Consider the following 14,872-nt stretch of genomic DNA (forward strand, 5'->3'; position numbering starts at 1 on the left):
TGCTAAATCTCCATGAGGCGGATCACGCACAGATACCAGTCCGTAGTGACGCGATCCCTGTAATGCACGACAGGTCGTGCCTCCAGGCCGCCGTCCTGATGCCTGAAAATCACTGTCCGCGTTTCGTTTCGCAGTGTAAGAACGAGTTGTTGACCGGGCACTGCGGCCCAATTTCGCAACTGCTCAACGGTTGCCGACTGCATCCAGGCGCTGCTGTCGTCTTCTGGCTCCAGCGTGATAGGCCGCCCTTTGTTCATGGCGGCCACCTGCACGTCCAAGGCCCCGGTGATCGTTCGCTGAACGTTCTGTTGCACCGGGTGCCAGTTGTCTTCATCCGACCACAGCAGATCTGGGTCGAGGGTCAAGGTGGCGGTGCCATCCGACAAAGTGATCACGATGAGGTTCCTCCCGATGCTTCCAATTCACGCAGCACCGCTGCCAAGGTATTCGCGTCAGCGCTCGTTGCGACATCGACTTTTCGTTGCCGCCCATTGATATTTATGACCACAGTTTTTGTTCCGCTGGGCACTGCTTGACCGCCATCGGCATTCGAGCCGGTATTTACTCGATTTCGGGCATTCGACAAAACTCGTTCGTTGATGGCCTCGTTTACCAGCGTGAACCAGTCTTTGCTAGCTCCGAGGCCTTGAGACGTGCTCGACGGTTGTCCGTCGCGAATGAATTGATCAACAAGAGCCAGGGCCTCCGCCTCAGACAACCCCTGCGCCTTGGCCGTGTCAAATACATACCGCTGAGTCGGCGCGGACTGCTGCATACGCTGCCCATTTGCATCCAGCGTGAATCCGTCTTTGTCGATATTCCATTTCTTACGATAGGCCTCTGCTGCTTTTTCGGCTGCCGCAGCCTCCCGTTCAAGAAGCGCAATCTGCTTTTCAGAGTAATCGGAAGACTGCATATAGCGCATATTCAGCTTGTCGATTGCATCAGCATGATCTCTACTGGCAGAAACCGCTCCGTTTCTCGCCCGCACTTCGTCTCGCAAATCGCCAATTAGGCCTTTACGCAGCCCGATCCCGTCTTTCAGAGTCTTAAGCTCGCGCTCTAATGCAGTAACCGCCTCTCCCGCTGCTTTAGCGCGCAGGATGTCGGCTTCCGCCGCTTGTATACTTAAATCGATAGCTGCAATCTTTTGTGCCCGTAGTGGATCGTCAAGGCCAATCTCTTCCTTCTTAATCTGAAGCATCGCAATCTTCGCCTTGGTTTCTGCGATGACTGCGTCCATAGTCGTCCTTGTAATTTTTATCTCTAATTCTTTTTGCTCAATCAGCAATTTCTTAAGCTTATATTCGTCTCCGTCTGTTCTGGCCTTATCGATCGCCAAATTCAACTTCGCTTTGTCTAGGTCATACTGAGCTAGGGTCAGTTGATACCCAGTGCGTATTGCCGTTATGCCCAACTCGGCATTAGCATTACGATCTTTTTCCGCGTCACGCACCTTGTAAATTGCGATAGCCTGCTTTTCGAAAGCATCAGTGACATTCTTCTCTGTCGCCATGCCTCGTTCTTTTAGCGCTAGCGCAAGGGTGTACTCCCTGTTCGCTGCTTCTTGCGCCGCCCTTAGCGATTCCAGCTTAACGGACTGATCTCCCAGAGTCTCTGTTGTCAAACGGCGCTGCAACGCCTCTACGCGAGCAACTTCCGCTGACTGCTTAGCTTGCTCTGCTTCTGCACGCCCCGTATTCAATTTCTCTTTGAGCTTATCGGTTTGATCTTTAACCGCCTGCGCATCCAAGTTACGAGCTTTAGCGTTTTGCTCAACAACTGCAATCTCTTGCTCCAATATCTTTACGGCTTCAGCCCGCTCGCTTGCCTCTACTGCAATAGCCTGCGCGTATTTTTCTTTCATCTCTGCCGTTACGCGGGTCGTCTCACTCTCACGCCCCATGAGTTCGGTAATTCGTATAACTGCATCGCCTTCATCCTTAGCAGCTTTAGCAATTTTGGCGGCGTCCTCAATACGTTTTTCTTGAGCTTTTAGGGCTGTTTGACTAGCCACTTGATACTGAATGAGCTTGGCGCTCAAATTCAAAGTAGCGTCGGCGTTGAGGCTCGCAGCCAATGCTTGTAATTTCAATGACTCTGTAGCACCTTCAGCAGCAGATTGCGCCATCGCCATTTTTGCGGCTATGTTGGCTACGCTATTTGACAACTGGTCGCCACCACTAACGGCCTTCACCATAGACTGCGTGAGGCCTTTAACCCGGTCATCTGCAGCAGTCCATATATCTTTCAGAGCAGTCCATGGATTGGTCCATGTAATGACCGCTGCTGCAAGTACACCCCCTGAGCGGATCAGAGCCCCGAAGACTTCAACGAGCCCACCTACCGCCACGCTGGCCAGCCCAAGGACAAGGCTAAGGGCACGGATAGCAGCAGTCAGTATGTTCGTGCCTCCCGCATCCCCCAAACTTTGGGCTAAGGCGGTTAGCATGTTCTTGAGATCATTCCATGCAGGGATGATTCCCGTACTTTCTCCGTGCAGTCCTTTCAATGCCTGCGTGAATGGCTCTACGAAATCCCGCGTTGCCAGCTTGCCTGATTCAACCAAAGAGATGAGTTGGGCTTGCGTGAGCCCCATCCCCTTTGCAACGAGCCCCAGGGCGCCCGGCAGACGATCTCCGAGTTGCTGTCGCAACTCTTCCATCGAGACGACGCCTTTACTCGCCATTTGTCCCAGGGCGTTCAAGGACCCCGCTGTTGCTTCTGCATCAAGACCCAATGTGGCTGCCGCTTTAGTAACTGCTGCGAACAATGCGTTGGATTGCTCCAATGGGATATTGGCGCTATGCATAGCCGCCGAGAAACGCACGAACTCCCCGCCCAAACTGCCAACGGCAACGCCTGCGTCACGAGCCGTCTTGTTCAAGAAAATAATTTGGGATGCTGTCGTGCCAGTATCTTTATATATGGCATTCAACCCACGGCGCATCTGATCCAATTGGATAATGGCCGCTATGGCTGCCGCACCCATCTCCTTGACCTTGTTGACCAAGTACCCGATGCCGTCAGCGATCAAATTGCCTGCCGTGATCTGCCCCATGCTGTTCTTCAGCAGCCCGGCAGCCTTGTCGGCCAAGGTCATGGTGCCAGACACCTGGCGCAGCTCGCGCTCAAGGCTCTGCACCTTCGTCTCGGCCTGCTGCATCGCGACGGCCAGGGCGCTACCCGTCACCTTGCCTGATGCAGCCAGGGTGGCCATGGCCGCGTTGGTGCTGGCGATCTCCCGCTGGATCTCCTCGATCGGACGCACGTTGATCTGCTTGAACGCATCGTTCACGCGCTGGGTGTTGGCCGTCAGCTCCTGCTGTTTGCGGTCAGCCGCATCGAGGGCCTGCTCCCAGAAACGCACGTACTCGGCCGCCTGGACCATCTTCTGGGCCTCAGCAGCCTGCTTGGCAAAGGCGTTCTGGGCAGACAGCTCACGCAGCGCCACGACCTGTTCCTGAGTGCGCTTCGTTGACTGCTCCTGCGCAACACGCATCGAGACGATGGCGTCCGCTTCTCGCTGCCAGGCCTCTTCGTTCGCCGTGGCCCTCGCCTTGGCTGCGGCGTAATCCATGGCACTCTTCGCTGCCTCACGCAGGGCTGCAGTCTCAGCCAGAAGCGCTGCTTCGCCGCGCGCATACAGTTCGGCCAAGCCCTTGGCCTCGGTCGCAGCCAGGCGGTCGGCCTCGGCCATGTCATCGATCGCAACTTTGCGATCTTGCGCAGCCTTGGTGGCTCGCGTGAATGCGGACTGCAGCGCCGCTTCGGCACCTGCAAGATCCGACACATCTACGCCCAGGGCGTCAGCCGCAGCGCCCGCTTCGCGCATGGCTGCACCCTGCTTCTCGACAGCTGCGGCTGTCGCGGCCACCTGCCGCTCCGCAGCCTTGTACGCGCCTTCAGCCTTGCGCTGATCGGCCGCAGCCTGGGTGACTGCCTCGCTGGCGCGCCGGTTCTCATCCCGTAGGGTCACAAGCGCCAGGTTGGCTTGGTTCTGCGCCGCCACCAAGGCCTGCAGGCGGCTGCGATACTCCGTGGTCTGCTTGCCCGCGTTGTCGTATTCAGCTTTCAGCGCGCGCAGCGCGTTGCCGGCCTCAGTGTAGGTCTTCTCCCCTTCGAGCAGGCCCTGCCGTGCAGTGTCCTGCGCCGCACGCACCTGGTCAGTGGCCGCGCGCAAGGTCTCCAGACGCTGGGCCAGTTCCTGCGCCGTTTGCCCGGCCTTTTCCTGACGGGCCTGCAGCGCTGCAGTCTGGTCTGCCAGGGCCTTCACGCCCTGGAGCGCCGCATTCTGGTCGCCTAGGCGGCTGATCTCGTCCGCCAGTTGCCCGAACTCTGCCGCGCTGGCGTCGCCCGTGTCCGCCAGGCGGCGCAGCTCCTTTTCCAGTTTGGTGATGTTCTCCTGGCCCAGAGACTCTATGCTCAGTGTCAGTTTCGCATCGCGGCTGCTTGTGGCCATGTGTCAGATCCTCGGAAAAACAAAACCCGCCAGCGCTCGAAAGCAGTGGCGGGTTGGGCTGCGGGCAGTGGCCCCGCCACGGAGGAAGGTGCTTACTGCACGGGGTCTTGCACTTCGACGATGTACGGTGCGTCCTTGCCCGTAGGTGTCTTGAGGTTGCCGGTCAGCGACACGTTGCCGAAGTCGTCAGCCAGGAAGTCGAATGCGGAATCGGCAGACAGCACTGCTTCCCAGACGTTCACCGTGCACTGGGTGCCGTCGGCCTGGTTGATGCCGTCGAAGACAATGTGTGCACGAACTTCAGTGCGAGTCGAGCCCTTGATCGTGCGACCCTTGGCAGCCGAGTAGGCGCCCGAGACATTGACAGTTGCGGCATCTGCAATGGCGCCGCCAGCCAGCGCCATGATCCAGCCCATGGGGCGGTTCAGCTTGTAGTCGGTGCCTTCGACGTAGGTCGTCGTCCCGCCGGTGTTTTCGACCGAGATCAGGTCGTCGAGATTGCGCTTGCCCAGCGCCACCCACTTGCCGAGCTTCACCGTGACAGGTGCGTCGGTCAGAGTGCCGGCCGCTTCGTTCAGCGCCGCATCCGTGCCCAGGAAGGCCATGGTCAGGATGTCGCCCGTGACTTCCTTCAGCTCCATCGTGAAGGTCGTAGGCTGGGCGATGTTCACCGACTCCAGCACCTGGCCATAGTCGCTGCGACCCTTGCTCGTGGATTGCACCGTATTGACAGCGGGCTGCAACTGGAAGCTATTGGCGTAGATTGGACCCACGAGGCCCTGCGGAACGCCGTCGATCAGACGGTTGATGTAGATGTCGCCGGCGCCCAAGAAACTGCGTGCTGCCATGGTGTTCTCCGAAAGATGTTGCGTGCGGCAACGCGCACGTTCAAAGCGACACCAGTTTCGCTATTTTGCTAAATTCCGGGCTGCGGGCAAATTTCGGAGTTAGGCCTGGGTGAGCTGTTCGACGAACACCACGTCAATGTGCACTACGGCAAAGACAATGGGCACGCCGTCAGCACGAGGGCCGATGTCGCGGCCGCGATACGAGACCGACTTGACCCGGCCGCCAAAGCTGAATTCAGCGCCAGCGCGTTCGGCGCGCGTGGCATCGGGCGTCAGGTCGAACAGCGCTTTCTTGATATCGGCCAGGATCTCGTGGGCGCGGTCGTTCGGGTGGTCTGGATCGCACTCGGCATAGCCGCCGAGCACGTAGGACTGCGTGACCTGCTGGCTGCCGGCCCCTTGTGCACCGCCCGGCTTGTCCTCGCCTTCGATCAGGACCGCGCACGGCACCTGCTGGTCGTCGATCTTGCGACGGCCTCGGAACACCTGCAGTCCAATGTCGGTTTCGTAGCCGTTGGCCTTGGTGATGGAGGCCAAGCGCATCGTCAGGTACGCTGCAACGTCGCGGGCACGGGTGAAGGGTGTCATCCCAGAATCCTTTCGACCTGCTCGTCGACGCGGCGCAGGAATGTGTCTTGGAGGTCGTCCGCCACCTCGTCGCTGATGCGGGGTGCTTGGTACGCAAAGAGCTGGTACACGGATGGACCATAGAGATGCTTGAGCTTTCCGCCCTCTCGCCGGAAGACGCCGACCTTCTCGCCCGCGGCTGCGCCAGCGCGCAGGTTGAGCAGAAAGCCGCTCTGCAGTGTCTTGGCCGCGCCTTTGACCACTGTGACGTTCACGCCTCCCTGCTTACCTCCTGCGGGGATTTTCAGCAGGCCCTTGGAACGGGAGGCACGATTCGTCTTGCGAGGGACGATCACCATCTGGGCGTCGTATGTCGCAAGGCGGGTCATGAGGGCGCGCGAGCCGCTGGCCGTAATCGCAGCCTCGGGCTTGCCGGCAGTGGCGTGATCCACGGTCATGCGCCGACGCAAGTAATCGTCCGTCAGGTTGATGCCGACCGTGATGCGCTCTCGGGCCATCTCGTAGGCCCGGTCAATGGTCTCATTGAGCACCGTGACCGCGACATCCGTGAACCCTTCGGCATTCAGCCGGCCTAGGTTGTCCGCCATCTGGCGGATCTGGTCGACGCCGATCTTGATGGCCGTCAGGCGAGTAGCCATCACCGCACTTCCATCACGACAAAGCGGCGCGACACGCCGTTGTCTTCGACCGGCACCTCCAGGCGGTAGGTCTTGCCGTTCTGCACGAAGGTCTTGTGTTGGCGGGGGTTGTGGCGTGCATGGATGGTGGCCACGTCGCGATTCGCAACCAGGTCGCCCCGGTACTGCGCCTCTTCGCCACCGATGCCGGCCAGTTGCACGCCGTGCTCAATGTTGATCTTGATCGGCGTCGTGGCCCCATCGTAAAAGGCATCCTCGCCTATTTCGTCGAGGATGCCTTCGGCCATTTCTTGGAACAAGTCCAACATGGCGCCCGCCTTTACGCGGCGGCCGTGGTCAGCTCGATGACCGCTTCAGGCAGCGTGTTGAGCACGATGGGGTTGGACTGGGATTCCAGGTCAACACCCTTGTCGTGCGGCAGACGCTCTTGCGAAGCGTAGTACGGCACGCCCATGGTGTTGACCGTGCTCATGTAGTCGCCAGGGGCGTAGGCGATTTGGAACATGCCCTGCACGCCTTCGGGGTACGCATAAGCCTTGCCGGCAGGAATGAAGTCGTGCTGCTCGCCGCTGCCATCGACCACGCCGCCCGAATACACCTGGAACAGCACGCCGTTATAGACGAACGACTGGCCCGGAAACTCGCGGTTGAACGACCCTTGCTGGAACAGCTCCCATGCCTTGTACATCTTGTTGTGACCGACGAACTTGTCGAACCACAACTCGCTGCACTTCACGCGGACACGGGTGAAGGACTTGCCGCCCAGCTTGCGCTGAATCGCGCGCTTCAGGTCTTCGGTCTTCTGGCGCAAGTCGGTGGTCGAGCTGGCCGAGCCGATGTCGAAGCCGATGGTCTGGCGCGTCATGCCGAAGATTTCGTACAGGTCCCAGATCACGCTCACACCGTCTGCGTCCAGTACCTGGCCGCGCAGCGCGCCGACGCGCATGTGTTCCAGCGTCAGGTCGATGTTGCCCTTCAGCACCGTCAGCTGGCGCGTAACGATGCGCGAGACCTGCTCCACCTCGGTCTCAGAACCGACCGCGCGCACGTTCTGCACTTCGTCGGCCATGATGGTGTCGCCTTGGGGCAGATGTACCGCAGCGATGGGGATCAGCTTGCGACGCTCGCGGCCGGCCGTGGCGCGCACCCCGCCGCGAGGCGCTGTGGGCACCAGCTTCAGGCCGGAGCCTGTGCGCTCGATCATCATCGAGGTCGTGGTGATGCCATATTCGTTGAACAGCCCTTCGTCGCCCAGTTGGGTTGGGACACGGGGGATGTCGACGATGGTCTGCGTGAGCTGGCTCACGCTGAAGGCGTCGTCATTGAAAATGTCGAGGGTTGCCATTTCTTGTAGCTCCTGAGTCGATCAAAAATGGCTCAGAGAGCCGGGGTGTGGATGCTCAGGCCGCCGACCGCGCCGCGCACCTTGATGCCGACCTTGCGCAGGTCATCTTCGGCCGCAGCCGTCAGGCCGGTCAGGGCCGAGCGCTTGACTTCGCAGTCACTCGTGAAAGCGACAGCCGCCTTCAGGCCTGTAGCGGCGGGCAGATGGCTGTACAGGATGGCGACCGCGGTGCCCGTGCCGGTGTACGGCAGGTAGTTGTCGTCTGCCGGGATCACGTCGAGGGTGGCGCTATCGCCGGCGACAGCTGCTGTGGTGCCGGCCGTCAGCGTGAAGCCGATGCCGCCTGCCGAGAAGGCCGTGCCCAGGGCGCCGGCAGAACCGACTTGGGTGCCGTTCGGATCTTTGACCACGAAGGCGGTCGCCGACGTGAAGTCGATCGTGTAGACGCCTTCGATCGCGAGAGCGCCGGCCGAAGCAGCCGAGATCGTCGGGTTGCCCGTGGCGCCTTCGTCCATCTCGAAAGCGACACCGCCGACAGTGTCCTGGACCAGCAGCGCGCCCGACTTGACCTCGGCGCCGCTCTGGCGCACGTGCACGTTGTCGCGACTGCGCTGCCCGCTGGCCTCATGCAGGATGAAGTCGGCCAGGGGTGGGTTGTTGTAGAGAGCGGTTGCCATGATCAGCGTCCCTTCTTCGATTGAGCGTTGTGCGAAGCCCAAAGCGTGTTCGTGTTGACGACGGCGGGCTTCGCAGGGCCTCCGTTCGTCGTGCCGGTTTTCGGGGTGGCGGGCGCGTTGTCCACCTGGGTGTCTGTGTCGGCCAGGTCCTCGATCAGCGCCGCGCGCACATCGGCGACGCTCTTGTTGTCCCGGATGAATCGGGCGGCCTTGGCCTCCAGATTGCCGACCTTGCACAGCGCGGTGATCTCGCGCGCCGTGGCGATACGGATCTTGGCTTCGTCGACCGAAGTGCAGGACAAGGCCAGGAATGGTGCGTGGGCTTCGAGGCCCCCGGCCGTGGCCAGGGCGACAATCGCTTCGGCGACCGGCGTCGTCAGGGCCGCCTTGTCGGCCGGCGACAGTTCGGGTTCCGGTTCAGGTTCGTTGGTCTTGGCCGCGAAGAGCTTGGCGACGTTCTCGGGCATCGACGCACGCTCCACATCGAACTTGGCTTGCATCCGCACCTCCGCCAGGAGGTCCGTAGCAAAGCCGGCGGCCAGAGCTTCGTCGGCCGTCATCCAGTTGTCTTTGCCCAACATTGCGTCGGCAGTTGCCTCGTCGACGCCGAGGCGGTCCACGTAGATGCCACGCAACTGGCCCTTGACCTTGTCCATCGTGTCTGCGTGGTCGCGCAACTCGTCGGCTGTACCCCAAATGCCACTGGCGACGTTGTGCGTCATCGCCATCGTGTTCTTGGGCATCTCGCGCTTGTCGCCGGCCAGCAGCAGGACGCTGCCGATGCTTGCGGCCACGCCCATCACGCGGGTGGTGACCTGAAAACCCTTGGCTGCGTGCGCGCGCAGCATGTTGAAGATGCCCAGGCCGGCAAACACGTCGCCGCCAGGGGTGTTGAGTTCAACGTCGATATCGCCTGCGACGTTGGCGAGCTGGTCGCGGAAGTCCTTGGCCTGGGTGCCCCAGAAGCCGATCTCGTCGTCGATCGCCAGGACTGTAGGCTTGCTCGCAGTCTTGGCGCTAAATGCAAAGCAAGGTCGCATGTCGCAGTCCTTTCAGGAATGGCCGCATTTTGGGCGGCGTCCTGCTAAACAGGGCTGCGGTTAAATTTCGGGGTTGTCAAGAGGCGCCGCAGCCTGGCGGCTGCGTGCTCCAGACATAGACGAAGACGACGATGGAAATGAAGACTTGGCTCGGAGACGGCCAATGGCCCATCCAGGGTTGGCATGCAGAGACCAATCCTGCGCAGAGCACCAGGGCCAGAGGTGCTATTTTGCGCAACGGCACGCCGGGGGAGAGGGTGTCCAGGCGGCAAAACGCCAGTGCGGCAATGCTAAACCCGAGCAGCGCATTGACCGTCGCCAACAGCAATTTGCTCTCAACCATGGCCACCTCCATCGCCTCGCAACTTGATCAGGATATCGACCAGGCGGGACACCTTGCGTGCCGCCCAGCCCATCACCGCGGGCCAGCGGTCCCCAATAAATCCGATGACGAATGCCACTGGTGAGAACCATGCGCGCTGATCTTCGATTGGGTATCCTGCATTCACCACTGCCGAAACGGAGTAGGTCAACAACACCGAAAGGCCGTTGACTCGAACGAAGAACAGCACCGAGTTGAAGCCTGTAGTGCGCTCCCTGGCCACGAGAGCGAACGAGGCCCCGATCGTAGATGCGAAGAGGATGACGAGATAGGGCCCCACCACGTGTGCGACGGCCGGAGCAAAAACGACGGACGCAACGGCGACAGCCGCACTGATCGGATCGATCTGCGGCTGGTTCATTTCGGGCCTCCCGGCAATTTGGAACAGTGCATGGATGCCTCTTGTGTCAAGTTGTCACACTCTCGGCATTCTGCGCACTGCAGCTAAATTTCGGCTGCGGGCTGTTTTCGCCGTATTCACGTCAAGGACGGCCAGCCGGCCGTGACATCGATCTGCGACAGCGCCAGGGCGTCGTCGGCCACCGCATCGATCTGGTCCTCGATGCGCTGGCGCGTGCCCGTCAGCAGGCCGTGCACCTGCCGGTACTTGTCGTCCTTCTCGCGGATGCGCTTGGCCAGCACCAGGCGGTCCAGCCCACGCGCCAGCGCTGCAGCATCGATCCAGGGCGTGGCCGCCGCCGGGTCAGCCTCCAGCGCCCTCGCCTCCTCCGTCTGCACGGGCCAACTCTCGCGCTCGCTCAGGGGGTAGCCTGCGGCGATCACCTGGATGCGGCGCCGGTACTCGGCGGCCAGGGGCAAACGCAGGCCAGCCGCAATATCAGCTGCCGGCCGTAGCTCGGCAGGTAGCGGCACGCCGCCGGCCGCGAGCCAGGCGCGATATTCAAAGTAGTCCGGATTTGTATTGGGGAAATCCGGCGTGTCAACGGTTGGCACCTTCGTGTCGCCGTCACGCACTACGTAGCCTTCTGCGGTCAGTTGATATGAGGTCATGAGTATTGTCCTCCCGTTTCACGGACTCCTGCCGCATTACCGGGAAGATAGTTTTCTCCCCCGTTTGTTACCACGCTCGAGCTGAATGCACTGCGGTAACGAGTTCCAGTTGCCGAACCTGCAAAAGTTGCTTGCACGAAAATCACACTACAGTTTCTCTCGGCTACTATAAACGCATTCAAAAACGTTGGAGTGTTGGTGATGGTTACTGTATACCCCACAAAATAAGCCGTGCATACGTCGTAGGTAGCGATGTGCGAAGCTGCCCCACCGGAGATCTGATAAGATCCTGTTGCTTTAATTTGGGCACCGTTAGCAACCAGCAAGTGCTGGCCAGCGGTTTGGCCAAAATTAATGTTTGCCCAAGTTACCAAAATACCGGAGCCTTGCACAAAGAGACAAGCGCCAGATGTGGTTGTCTGTAGTTTCAAGTACTCAAAGTGGTAGCGACCAAAAAATTCACCTCCAAAACAGTCGGCAGAATTTGTGCTTATTACAGTATCTGTCGTGTTGTTGTTTATGCCTCTGATTGTTACCTTGCCTGCACCTGTGAGGGTTCTAAGAAGAGTGGGCGCCGTCCATGTGCCAATACCGACATTGATCACAATGTCATACAAACCTAAATCAAGCGATGCTGCTGTATCAACTGCCTTCTGAATCGTCGCAAAAGCACCGCCGGAAGTATTGCTCAGCCCGGTATTGCTGTCGCTGCCATCAGTGCGCACGTAGTATGTGCGCGCGGCGGTGAGCAGCTCGCGCACGCCGGGCAGCGTGTCGCCCGTCGGCAGCTGCCGAATGCGCCCGCCGACCCTGACAAGTGGCCGCCGTACACTCATTTCAGAGGATCACGAAACCGAGATCATCGGTGATCAATTCAGTCGCGCTCTTGGCCGTGCCCAGTTCCTGGCAGACCTTGTTTGCGTTGGCCGTGTCGGTGGGGTCGAGCGCCGCAGTGATGACGCCGCCTGCCGTACCCAGCCAGTACCGGCTGCCGGGTGTCAGGCCTGTGAGCGCGGAGTTCGTGGTGTCCAGGGGATAGACGGTGGCACTGCCGGCTGAGGCCACGGCATCTTTCACATAACCGTCAGCTTGGCGGCCGTTGCTGTTGTCGGCCAGGCGGACATTCAGCGCACCTGCGTTGGTGTGGAAATTCACGAACTTGCCCGCGCCGATGGCCTCGCTTGCTGGAGCAATGGTCGTGTTGGCGCCGATGCCAGCGGGCAACAGTGAGGTGTCCAGCCGACCGTCCGATCCAGTGGCCACGAGCTTGCCAGCGTCCGCAGCGCCAGCAGAAACGGTCAGGCCAAACAGTTGGCGGGTCTTGCCCGAGACGCGGGCCAAGAAGCCCTGGGTGGGTTGAGTTGCCATGGTGCTTACTCCAGTGAAATTGGGTCTTGCAGGTTCAGGGTGATGCGCGTGGCGGATGTGGCTGCGCCGATGAGCAGATCAAAGCCGCTGGTGGGCGGTGTCTGGGTGAGTGCCCCTTCGGCACCGAGGTACACACGACCGGGCACCCAATTCCAGCTGTCGTCCTCGATGGCGCCCAGTCGCTGGACGTTGACGGGATCACCGGCCTGGGCCGCAGTCAGCGTGATGCCCAGCAGCAGGTCGATGTGCAGCGCGTCGTCAGCGCTCAGCGCGTGCACTGCTCCGTCCAGCTCATACACAGCCCGCAGGGCCGACAGGCTGGAGCCAGCAGTACGCTGGACCCAAGTGGCGGCGGGCGGGGTTGGATCTGCGGCGTGTACGACTGCTACGGCGCCGGAGCCCGACGGCCCACGCAAATCGACCCACCTGCCCCAGGTGTCTGGGTCTTTTTGAAAGCGCAGCTCCGTTCCGCGCCATTCATGCTTCGGCATCGGCCCCATGGGGCCCGGCGCCCCGTCTTTTCCGGCAGGGCCCGTCGGACCTGTGGCGCCCGGCCGTCCGTCCTTGCCATCGCGGCCTGGGCGTCCATCAGCCCCAGCAACACCAGCGCGCCCTTCAGGACCTGAAGGTCCGGACTCGCCGTCTTTGCCGGCTGGGCCAGTGGCGCCTGGCGCGCCGTCTTTGCCGGCAGGTCCCGGCTCACGCGCCAGCGCAGTCACGCGGTCCCGAAGGTCTGCGAACGACTTGGCAAGGGCGGTCAGGATGTGATCAGACACTTTCAGGGTCCCGCAACAGCGCCAGCACGCTCTGGTGCAGTTCATCCTGTCGAGCCTGCGCACGATCCCGCGCTGCGGTCGCACGAGCAGCTTCCCGAAGCGCGTCCGTCTGGGCTTCAACCCGCTTGATGCGCTCCAGTTCTGCTTGTGCCACCTCGTCGCGGTTGGTGTTTGCCGCTGGGTCTGGTGCTGCGGTGCTGGACGTGTCATCCGCGACGCCTGACACTGGCAGGCCCAGCGCCCGCTCCCGTTCAGCGTCGTCGGCGCGCTCCTGATCCACCACATCCGGGTCGTCGCCCTGCTCCCCGATCACGCTGGAGCGGCTGCGGAAACCGTTCTTGACCTCCAGGGCTTTGCCTTCCACGTCCTGCACGGGGTGGATGTATTCCCAGCCGTGGGGTGCATGCTCAGCACGCACGATGGCCTCGCGCTCTTCCAGCGATACTTTCCCCGCCAAGAGGGCCGCGTCGGCGAACCACTCGACTGCGCGCTGGCACATCTGTGGGATGACGATCTGCCATTGGCGCTGCGACGCAAAACGGCGGTATTCGTTGATGACGACACGCAAGGTGCGGTCGCTGACATTGGCGATGTCGCCCACGGCCAGCTCGTAGGGCACGCCGGTGCCGGCCGTGGTGCCCAGGTGGCTGGTGCGCATGTAGTCGCTGTACGACGTGCCTGCATCCGGCGGCTTGGCGAACGCCACCGTCTGGCCGTCCTCCAGTTCCTGCATCAGCCCGGGCTTCATCGGCAGGAGCGGCGCCGCTTCACCGTCGATTTCCGACTCCAGGCCTGTCAAGGCCTGGTGGTTCGGGTCGGTGGGGTCAAGCGAGGGCAATGACCGGCTGATGAATGCCACGAAGAGATTGGCAATCTTCTGCCGCTCCAGCGTGGCGTCCTCGTAGTCCAGGATGTTGCGCTGCTTGGCCAAGATGGGCGCCAACGTCGGCACCCCGCGGCGCGCGCCGATGCGCTTCGGCTCGAACATGTGGAACATGTCCTCTGCAGGAACGCGCACCAAGGCCGTGGCGTCAGGCGTGCCGCCGGCGCCAGACCAAACGCCGTCGCCTGGGTGCTCTTTGTAGACCCAGTAGGCAATCTTCTTGCCGCGGTTGTCGAACTCGATGCCCGAACGGATCTTGTTGTTGACCGGCAGGCCGGTGTAGGTGTCCGCGTCGAAGTTCGGCACCATGTCGGCTTCCAGCAGCTGCACCTGCATGGGTACGGCGAGACCGTCCGAGGCCTTCCGGTAGCGACGGCGGCCGAACATCTCGCCCCGCTCGATCCAACTGCGCACCGCCAGGGTCTGCATGCCATAGGCATCAAGCACCCCGTCAGCGTCTGCTTGGCGAACGAAGTCCGTCCAGAGGTCGTTGATCTCCTGCCTGCGCTCCTTGGACTTGATCCGGTGAAAGCGCGGGGTGATGGCGATGCCGACCAGAGTCGTCGTCCATTTCTGGATGATCGACTCGCTCGACCAGTCGTTGCGCGCGGAGTCGCTGGAGCGGTCTCGCAAAACCTGCAACGCCGCGTTGATGGCCTGGTTCGGCCCGGTGGAAGGCGCGTTCCATGATGCCATGCGCCGCCCACGGCCGGCGGCATCGTAGCGATTCATGAACTGTCGGAAGGCACGGCCCACAGCGGCGTCCTCTGCAGACACTGGCGGCACAGACTGTGCGGCTTGAGGATTCTTTGGCGGTCGGCCGATACGCTTGCCGTTTGCGGTGAATCGCGGCG

Annotated in this window: 16 protein-coding genes; all 16 read right to left on the bottom strand. The window is 61.3% G+C overall.

Translation table 11 applies throughout. The features are described from left to right. Nucleotides 1–2: 2 nt before the first annotated feature. Entirely contained in the window at nucleotides 3–395 is a 393-nt protein-coding gene (locus PO605_RS10610) for a hypothetical protein (RefSeq protein ID WP_133072337.1), read from the bottom strand. Then, nucleotides 392–4,462: a tape measure protein gene (locus PO605_RS10615; protein WP_272206449.1), complete on the bottom strand. Its 4,071-nt coding sequence runs from the start codon at nucleotides 4,460–4,462 to the stop codon at nucleotides 392–394. The genes PO605_RS10610 and PO605_RS10615 overlap by 4 nt, the downstream gene beginning before the upstream one ends. 92 nt (nucleotides 4,463–4,554) lie before the next feature. Continuing rightward, nucleotides 4,555–5,310, bottom strand: a complete 756-nt coding sequence (locus PO605_RS10620) for a hypothetical protein (RefSeq protein WP_047472949.1) — start codon at nucleotides 5,308–5,310, stop codon at nucleotides 4,555–4,557. Nucleotides 5,311–5,409: 99 nt separating this feature from the next. Further along, entirely contained in the window at nucleotides 5,410–5,898 is a 489-nt protein-coding gene (locus PO605_RS10625; protein ID WP_151019383.1) for a hypothetical protein, read from the bottom strand. Next, complete coding sequence (locus PO605_RS10630) at nucleotides 5,895–6,536, bottom strand: phage tail protein (protein ID WP_047472947.1); 642 nt, start codon at nucleotides 6,534–6,536, stop codon at nucleotides 5,895–5,897. Before PO605_RS10630 ends, PO605_RS10625 begins: the two co-directional genes overlap by 4 nt. Then, nucleotides 6,536–6,844: a hypothetical protein gene (locus PO605_RS10635; RefSeq protein WP_133072334.1), complete on the bottom strand. Its 309-nt coding sequence runs from the start codon at nucleotides 6,842–6,844 to the stop codon at nucleotides 6,536–6,538. Before PO605_RS10635 ends, PO605_RS10630 begins: the two co-directional genes overlap by 1 nt. Before the next feature lie 11 nt (nucleotides 6,845–6,855). Continuing rightward, entirely contained in the window at nucleotides 6,856–7,881 is a 1,026-nt protein-coding gene (locus PO605_RS10640) for a major capsid protein (RefSeq protein ID WP_151019384.1), read from the bottom strand. Nucleotides 7,882–7,913: 32 nt separating this feature from the next. Continuing rightward, entirely contained in the window at nucleotides 7,914–8,558 is a 645-nt protein-coding gene (locus PO605_RS10645; protein WP_047472943.1) for a head decoration protein, read from the bottom strand. 2 nt (nucleotides 8,559–8,560) lie between these two features. Further along, nucleotides 8,561–9,598: a head maturation protease, ClpP-related gene (locus tag PO605_RS10650; RefSeq protein ID WP_052195827.1), complete on the bottom strand. Its 1,038-nt coding sequence runs from the start codon at nucleotides 9,596–9,598 to the stop codon at nucleotides 8,561–8,563. A gap of 76 nt (nucleotides 9,599–9,674) precedes the next feature. Beyond that, entirely contained in the window at nucleotides 9,675–9,941 is a 267-nt protein-coding gene (locus PO605_RS10655; RefSeq protein ID WP_128422711.1) for a hypothetical protein, read from the bottom strand. After that, nucleotides 9,934–10,341, bottom strand: coding sequence for a hypothetical protein (locus PO605_RS10660; protein ID WP_272206450.1), 408 nt, complete (start codon nucleotides 10,339–10,341; stop codon nucleotides 9,934–9,936). The genes PO605_RS10655 and PO605_RS10660 overlap by 8 nt, the downstream gene beginning before the upstream one ends. Before the next feature lie 116 nt (nucleotides 10,342–10,457). Continuing rightward, nucleotides 10,458–10,991, bottom strand: a complete 534-nt coding sequence (locus tag PO605_RS10665) for a hypothetical protein (RefSeq protein WP_272206451.1) — start codon at nucleotides 10,989–10,991, stop codon at nucleotides 10,458–10,460. After that, nucleotides 10,988–11,752: a hypothetical protein gene (locus PO605_RS10670; protein WP_272206452.1), complete on the bottom strand. Its 765-nt coding sequence runs from the start codon at nucleotides 11,750–11,752 to the stop codon at nucleotides 10,988–10,990. Before PO605_RS10670 ends, PO605_RS10665 begins: the two co-directional genes overlap by 4 nt. A 76-nt stretch (nucleotides 11,753–11,828) precedes the next feature. Beyond that, complete coding sequence (locus PO605_RS10675; RefSeq protein WP_272206453.1) at nucleotides 11,829–12,359, bottom strand: hypothetical protein; 531 nt, start codon at nucleotides 12,357–12,359, stop codon at nucleotides 11,829–11,831. Between the two features lie 5 nt (nucleotides 12,360–12,364). Next, the gene (locus PO605_RS10680) at nucleotides 12,365–12,637 is read right to left on the bottom strand and encodes a capsid cement protein (protein WP_231574420.1); all 273 of its coding nucleotides are present in this window, start codon (nucleotides 12,635–12,637) and stop codon (nucleotides 12,365–12,367) included. Nucleotides 12,638–13,127: 490 nt separating this feature from the next. Beyond that, nucleotides 13,128–14,750: a phage portal protein gene (locus PO605_RS10685; RefSeq protein ID WP_272206454.1), complete on the bottom strand. Its 1,623-nt coding sequence runs from the start codon at nucleotides 14,748–14,750 to the stop codon at nucleotides 13,128–13,130. Nucleotides 14,751–14,872 lie beyond the last annotated feature (122 nt).

The sequence above is a fragment of the Delftia sp. DT-2 genome (assembly GCF_028401915.1).
GTDB lineage: Bacteria > Pseudomonadota > Gammaproteobacteria > Burkholderiales > Burkholderiaceae_C > Comamonas > Comamonas tsuruhatensis.

What these genes read in the sequence shown, in the direction of transcription:
- PO605_RS10635 (WP_133072334.1), bottom strand. Translation starts at nt 6,844, where the DNA reads ATGTTGGACTTGTTCCAAGAAATGGCCGAAGGCATCCTCGACGAAATA.
- PO605_RS10640 (WP_151019384.1), bottom strand. Translation starts at nt 7,881, where the DNA reads ATGGCAACCCTCGACATTTTCAATGACGACGCCTTCAGCGTGAGCCAG.
- PO605_RS10650 (WP_052195827.1), bottom strand. Translation starts at nt 9,598, where the DNA reads ATGCGACCTTGCTTTGCATTTAGCGCCAAGACTGCGAGCAAGCCTACA.
- PO605_RS10620 (WP_047472949.1), bottom strand. Translation starts at nt 5,310, where the DNA reads ATGGCAGCACGCAGTTTCTTGGGCGCCGGCGACATCTACATCAACCGT.
- PO605_RS10675 (WP_272206453.1), bottom strand. Translation starts at nt 12,359, where the DNA reads ATGGCAACTCAACCCACCCAGGGCTTCTTGGCCCGCGTCTCGGGCAAG.
- PO605_RS10685 (WP_272206454.1), bottom strand. Translation starts at nt 14,750, where the DNA reads ATGAATCGCTACGATGCCGCCGGCCGTGGGCGGCGCATGGCATCATGG.
- PO605_RS10615 (WP_272206449.1), bottom strand. Translation starts at nt 4,462, where the DNA reads ATGGCCACAAGCAGCCGCGATGCGAAACTGACACTGAGCATAGAGTCT.
- PO605_RS10645 (WP_047472943.1), bottom strand. Translation starts at nt 8,558, where the DNA reads ATGGCAACCGCTCTCTACAACAACCCACCCCTGGCCGACTTCATCCTG.
- PO605_RS10630 (WP_047472947.1), bottom strand. Translation starts at nt 6,536, where the DNA reads ATGGCTACTCGCCTGACGGCCATCAAGATCGGCGTCGACCAGATCCGC.
- PO605_RS10660 (WP_272206450.1), bottom strand. Translation starts at nt 10,341, where the DNA reads ATGAACCAGCCGCAGATCGATCCGATCAGTGCGGCTGTCGCCGTTGCG.
- PO605_RS10625 (WP_151019383.1), bottom strand. Translation starts at nt 5,898, where the DNA reads ATGACACCCTTCACCCGTGCCCGCGACGTTGCAGCGTACCTGACGATG.
- PO605_RS10665 (WP_272206451.1), bottom strand. Translation starts at nt 10,991, where the DNA reads ATGACCTCATATCAACTGACCGCAGAAGGCTACGTAGTGCGTGACGGC.
- PO605_RS10655 (WP_128422711.1), bottom strand. Translation starts at nt 9,941, where the DNA reads ATGGTTGAGAGCAAATTGCTGTTGGCGACGGTCAATGCGCTGCTCGGG.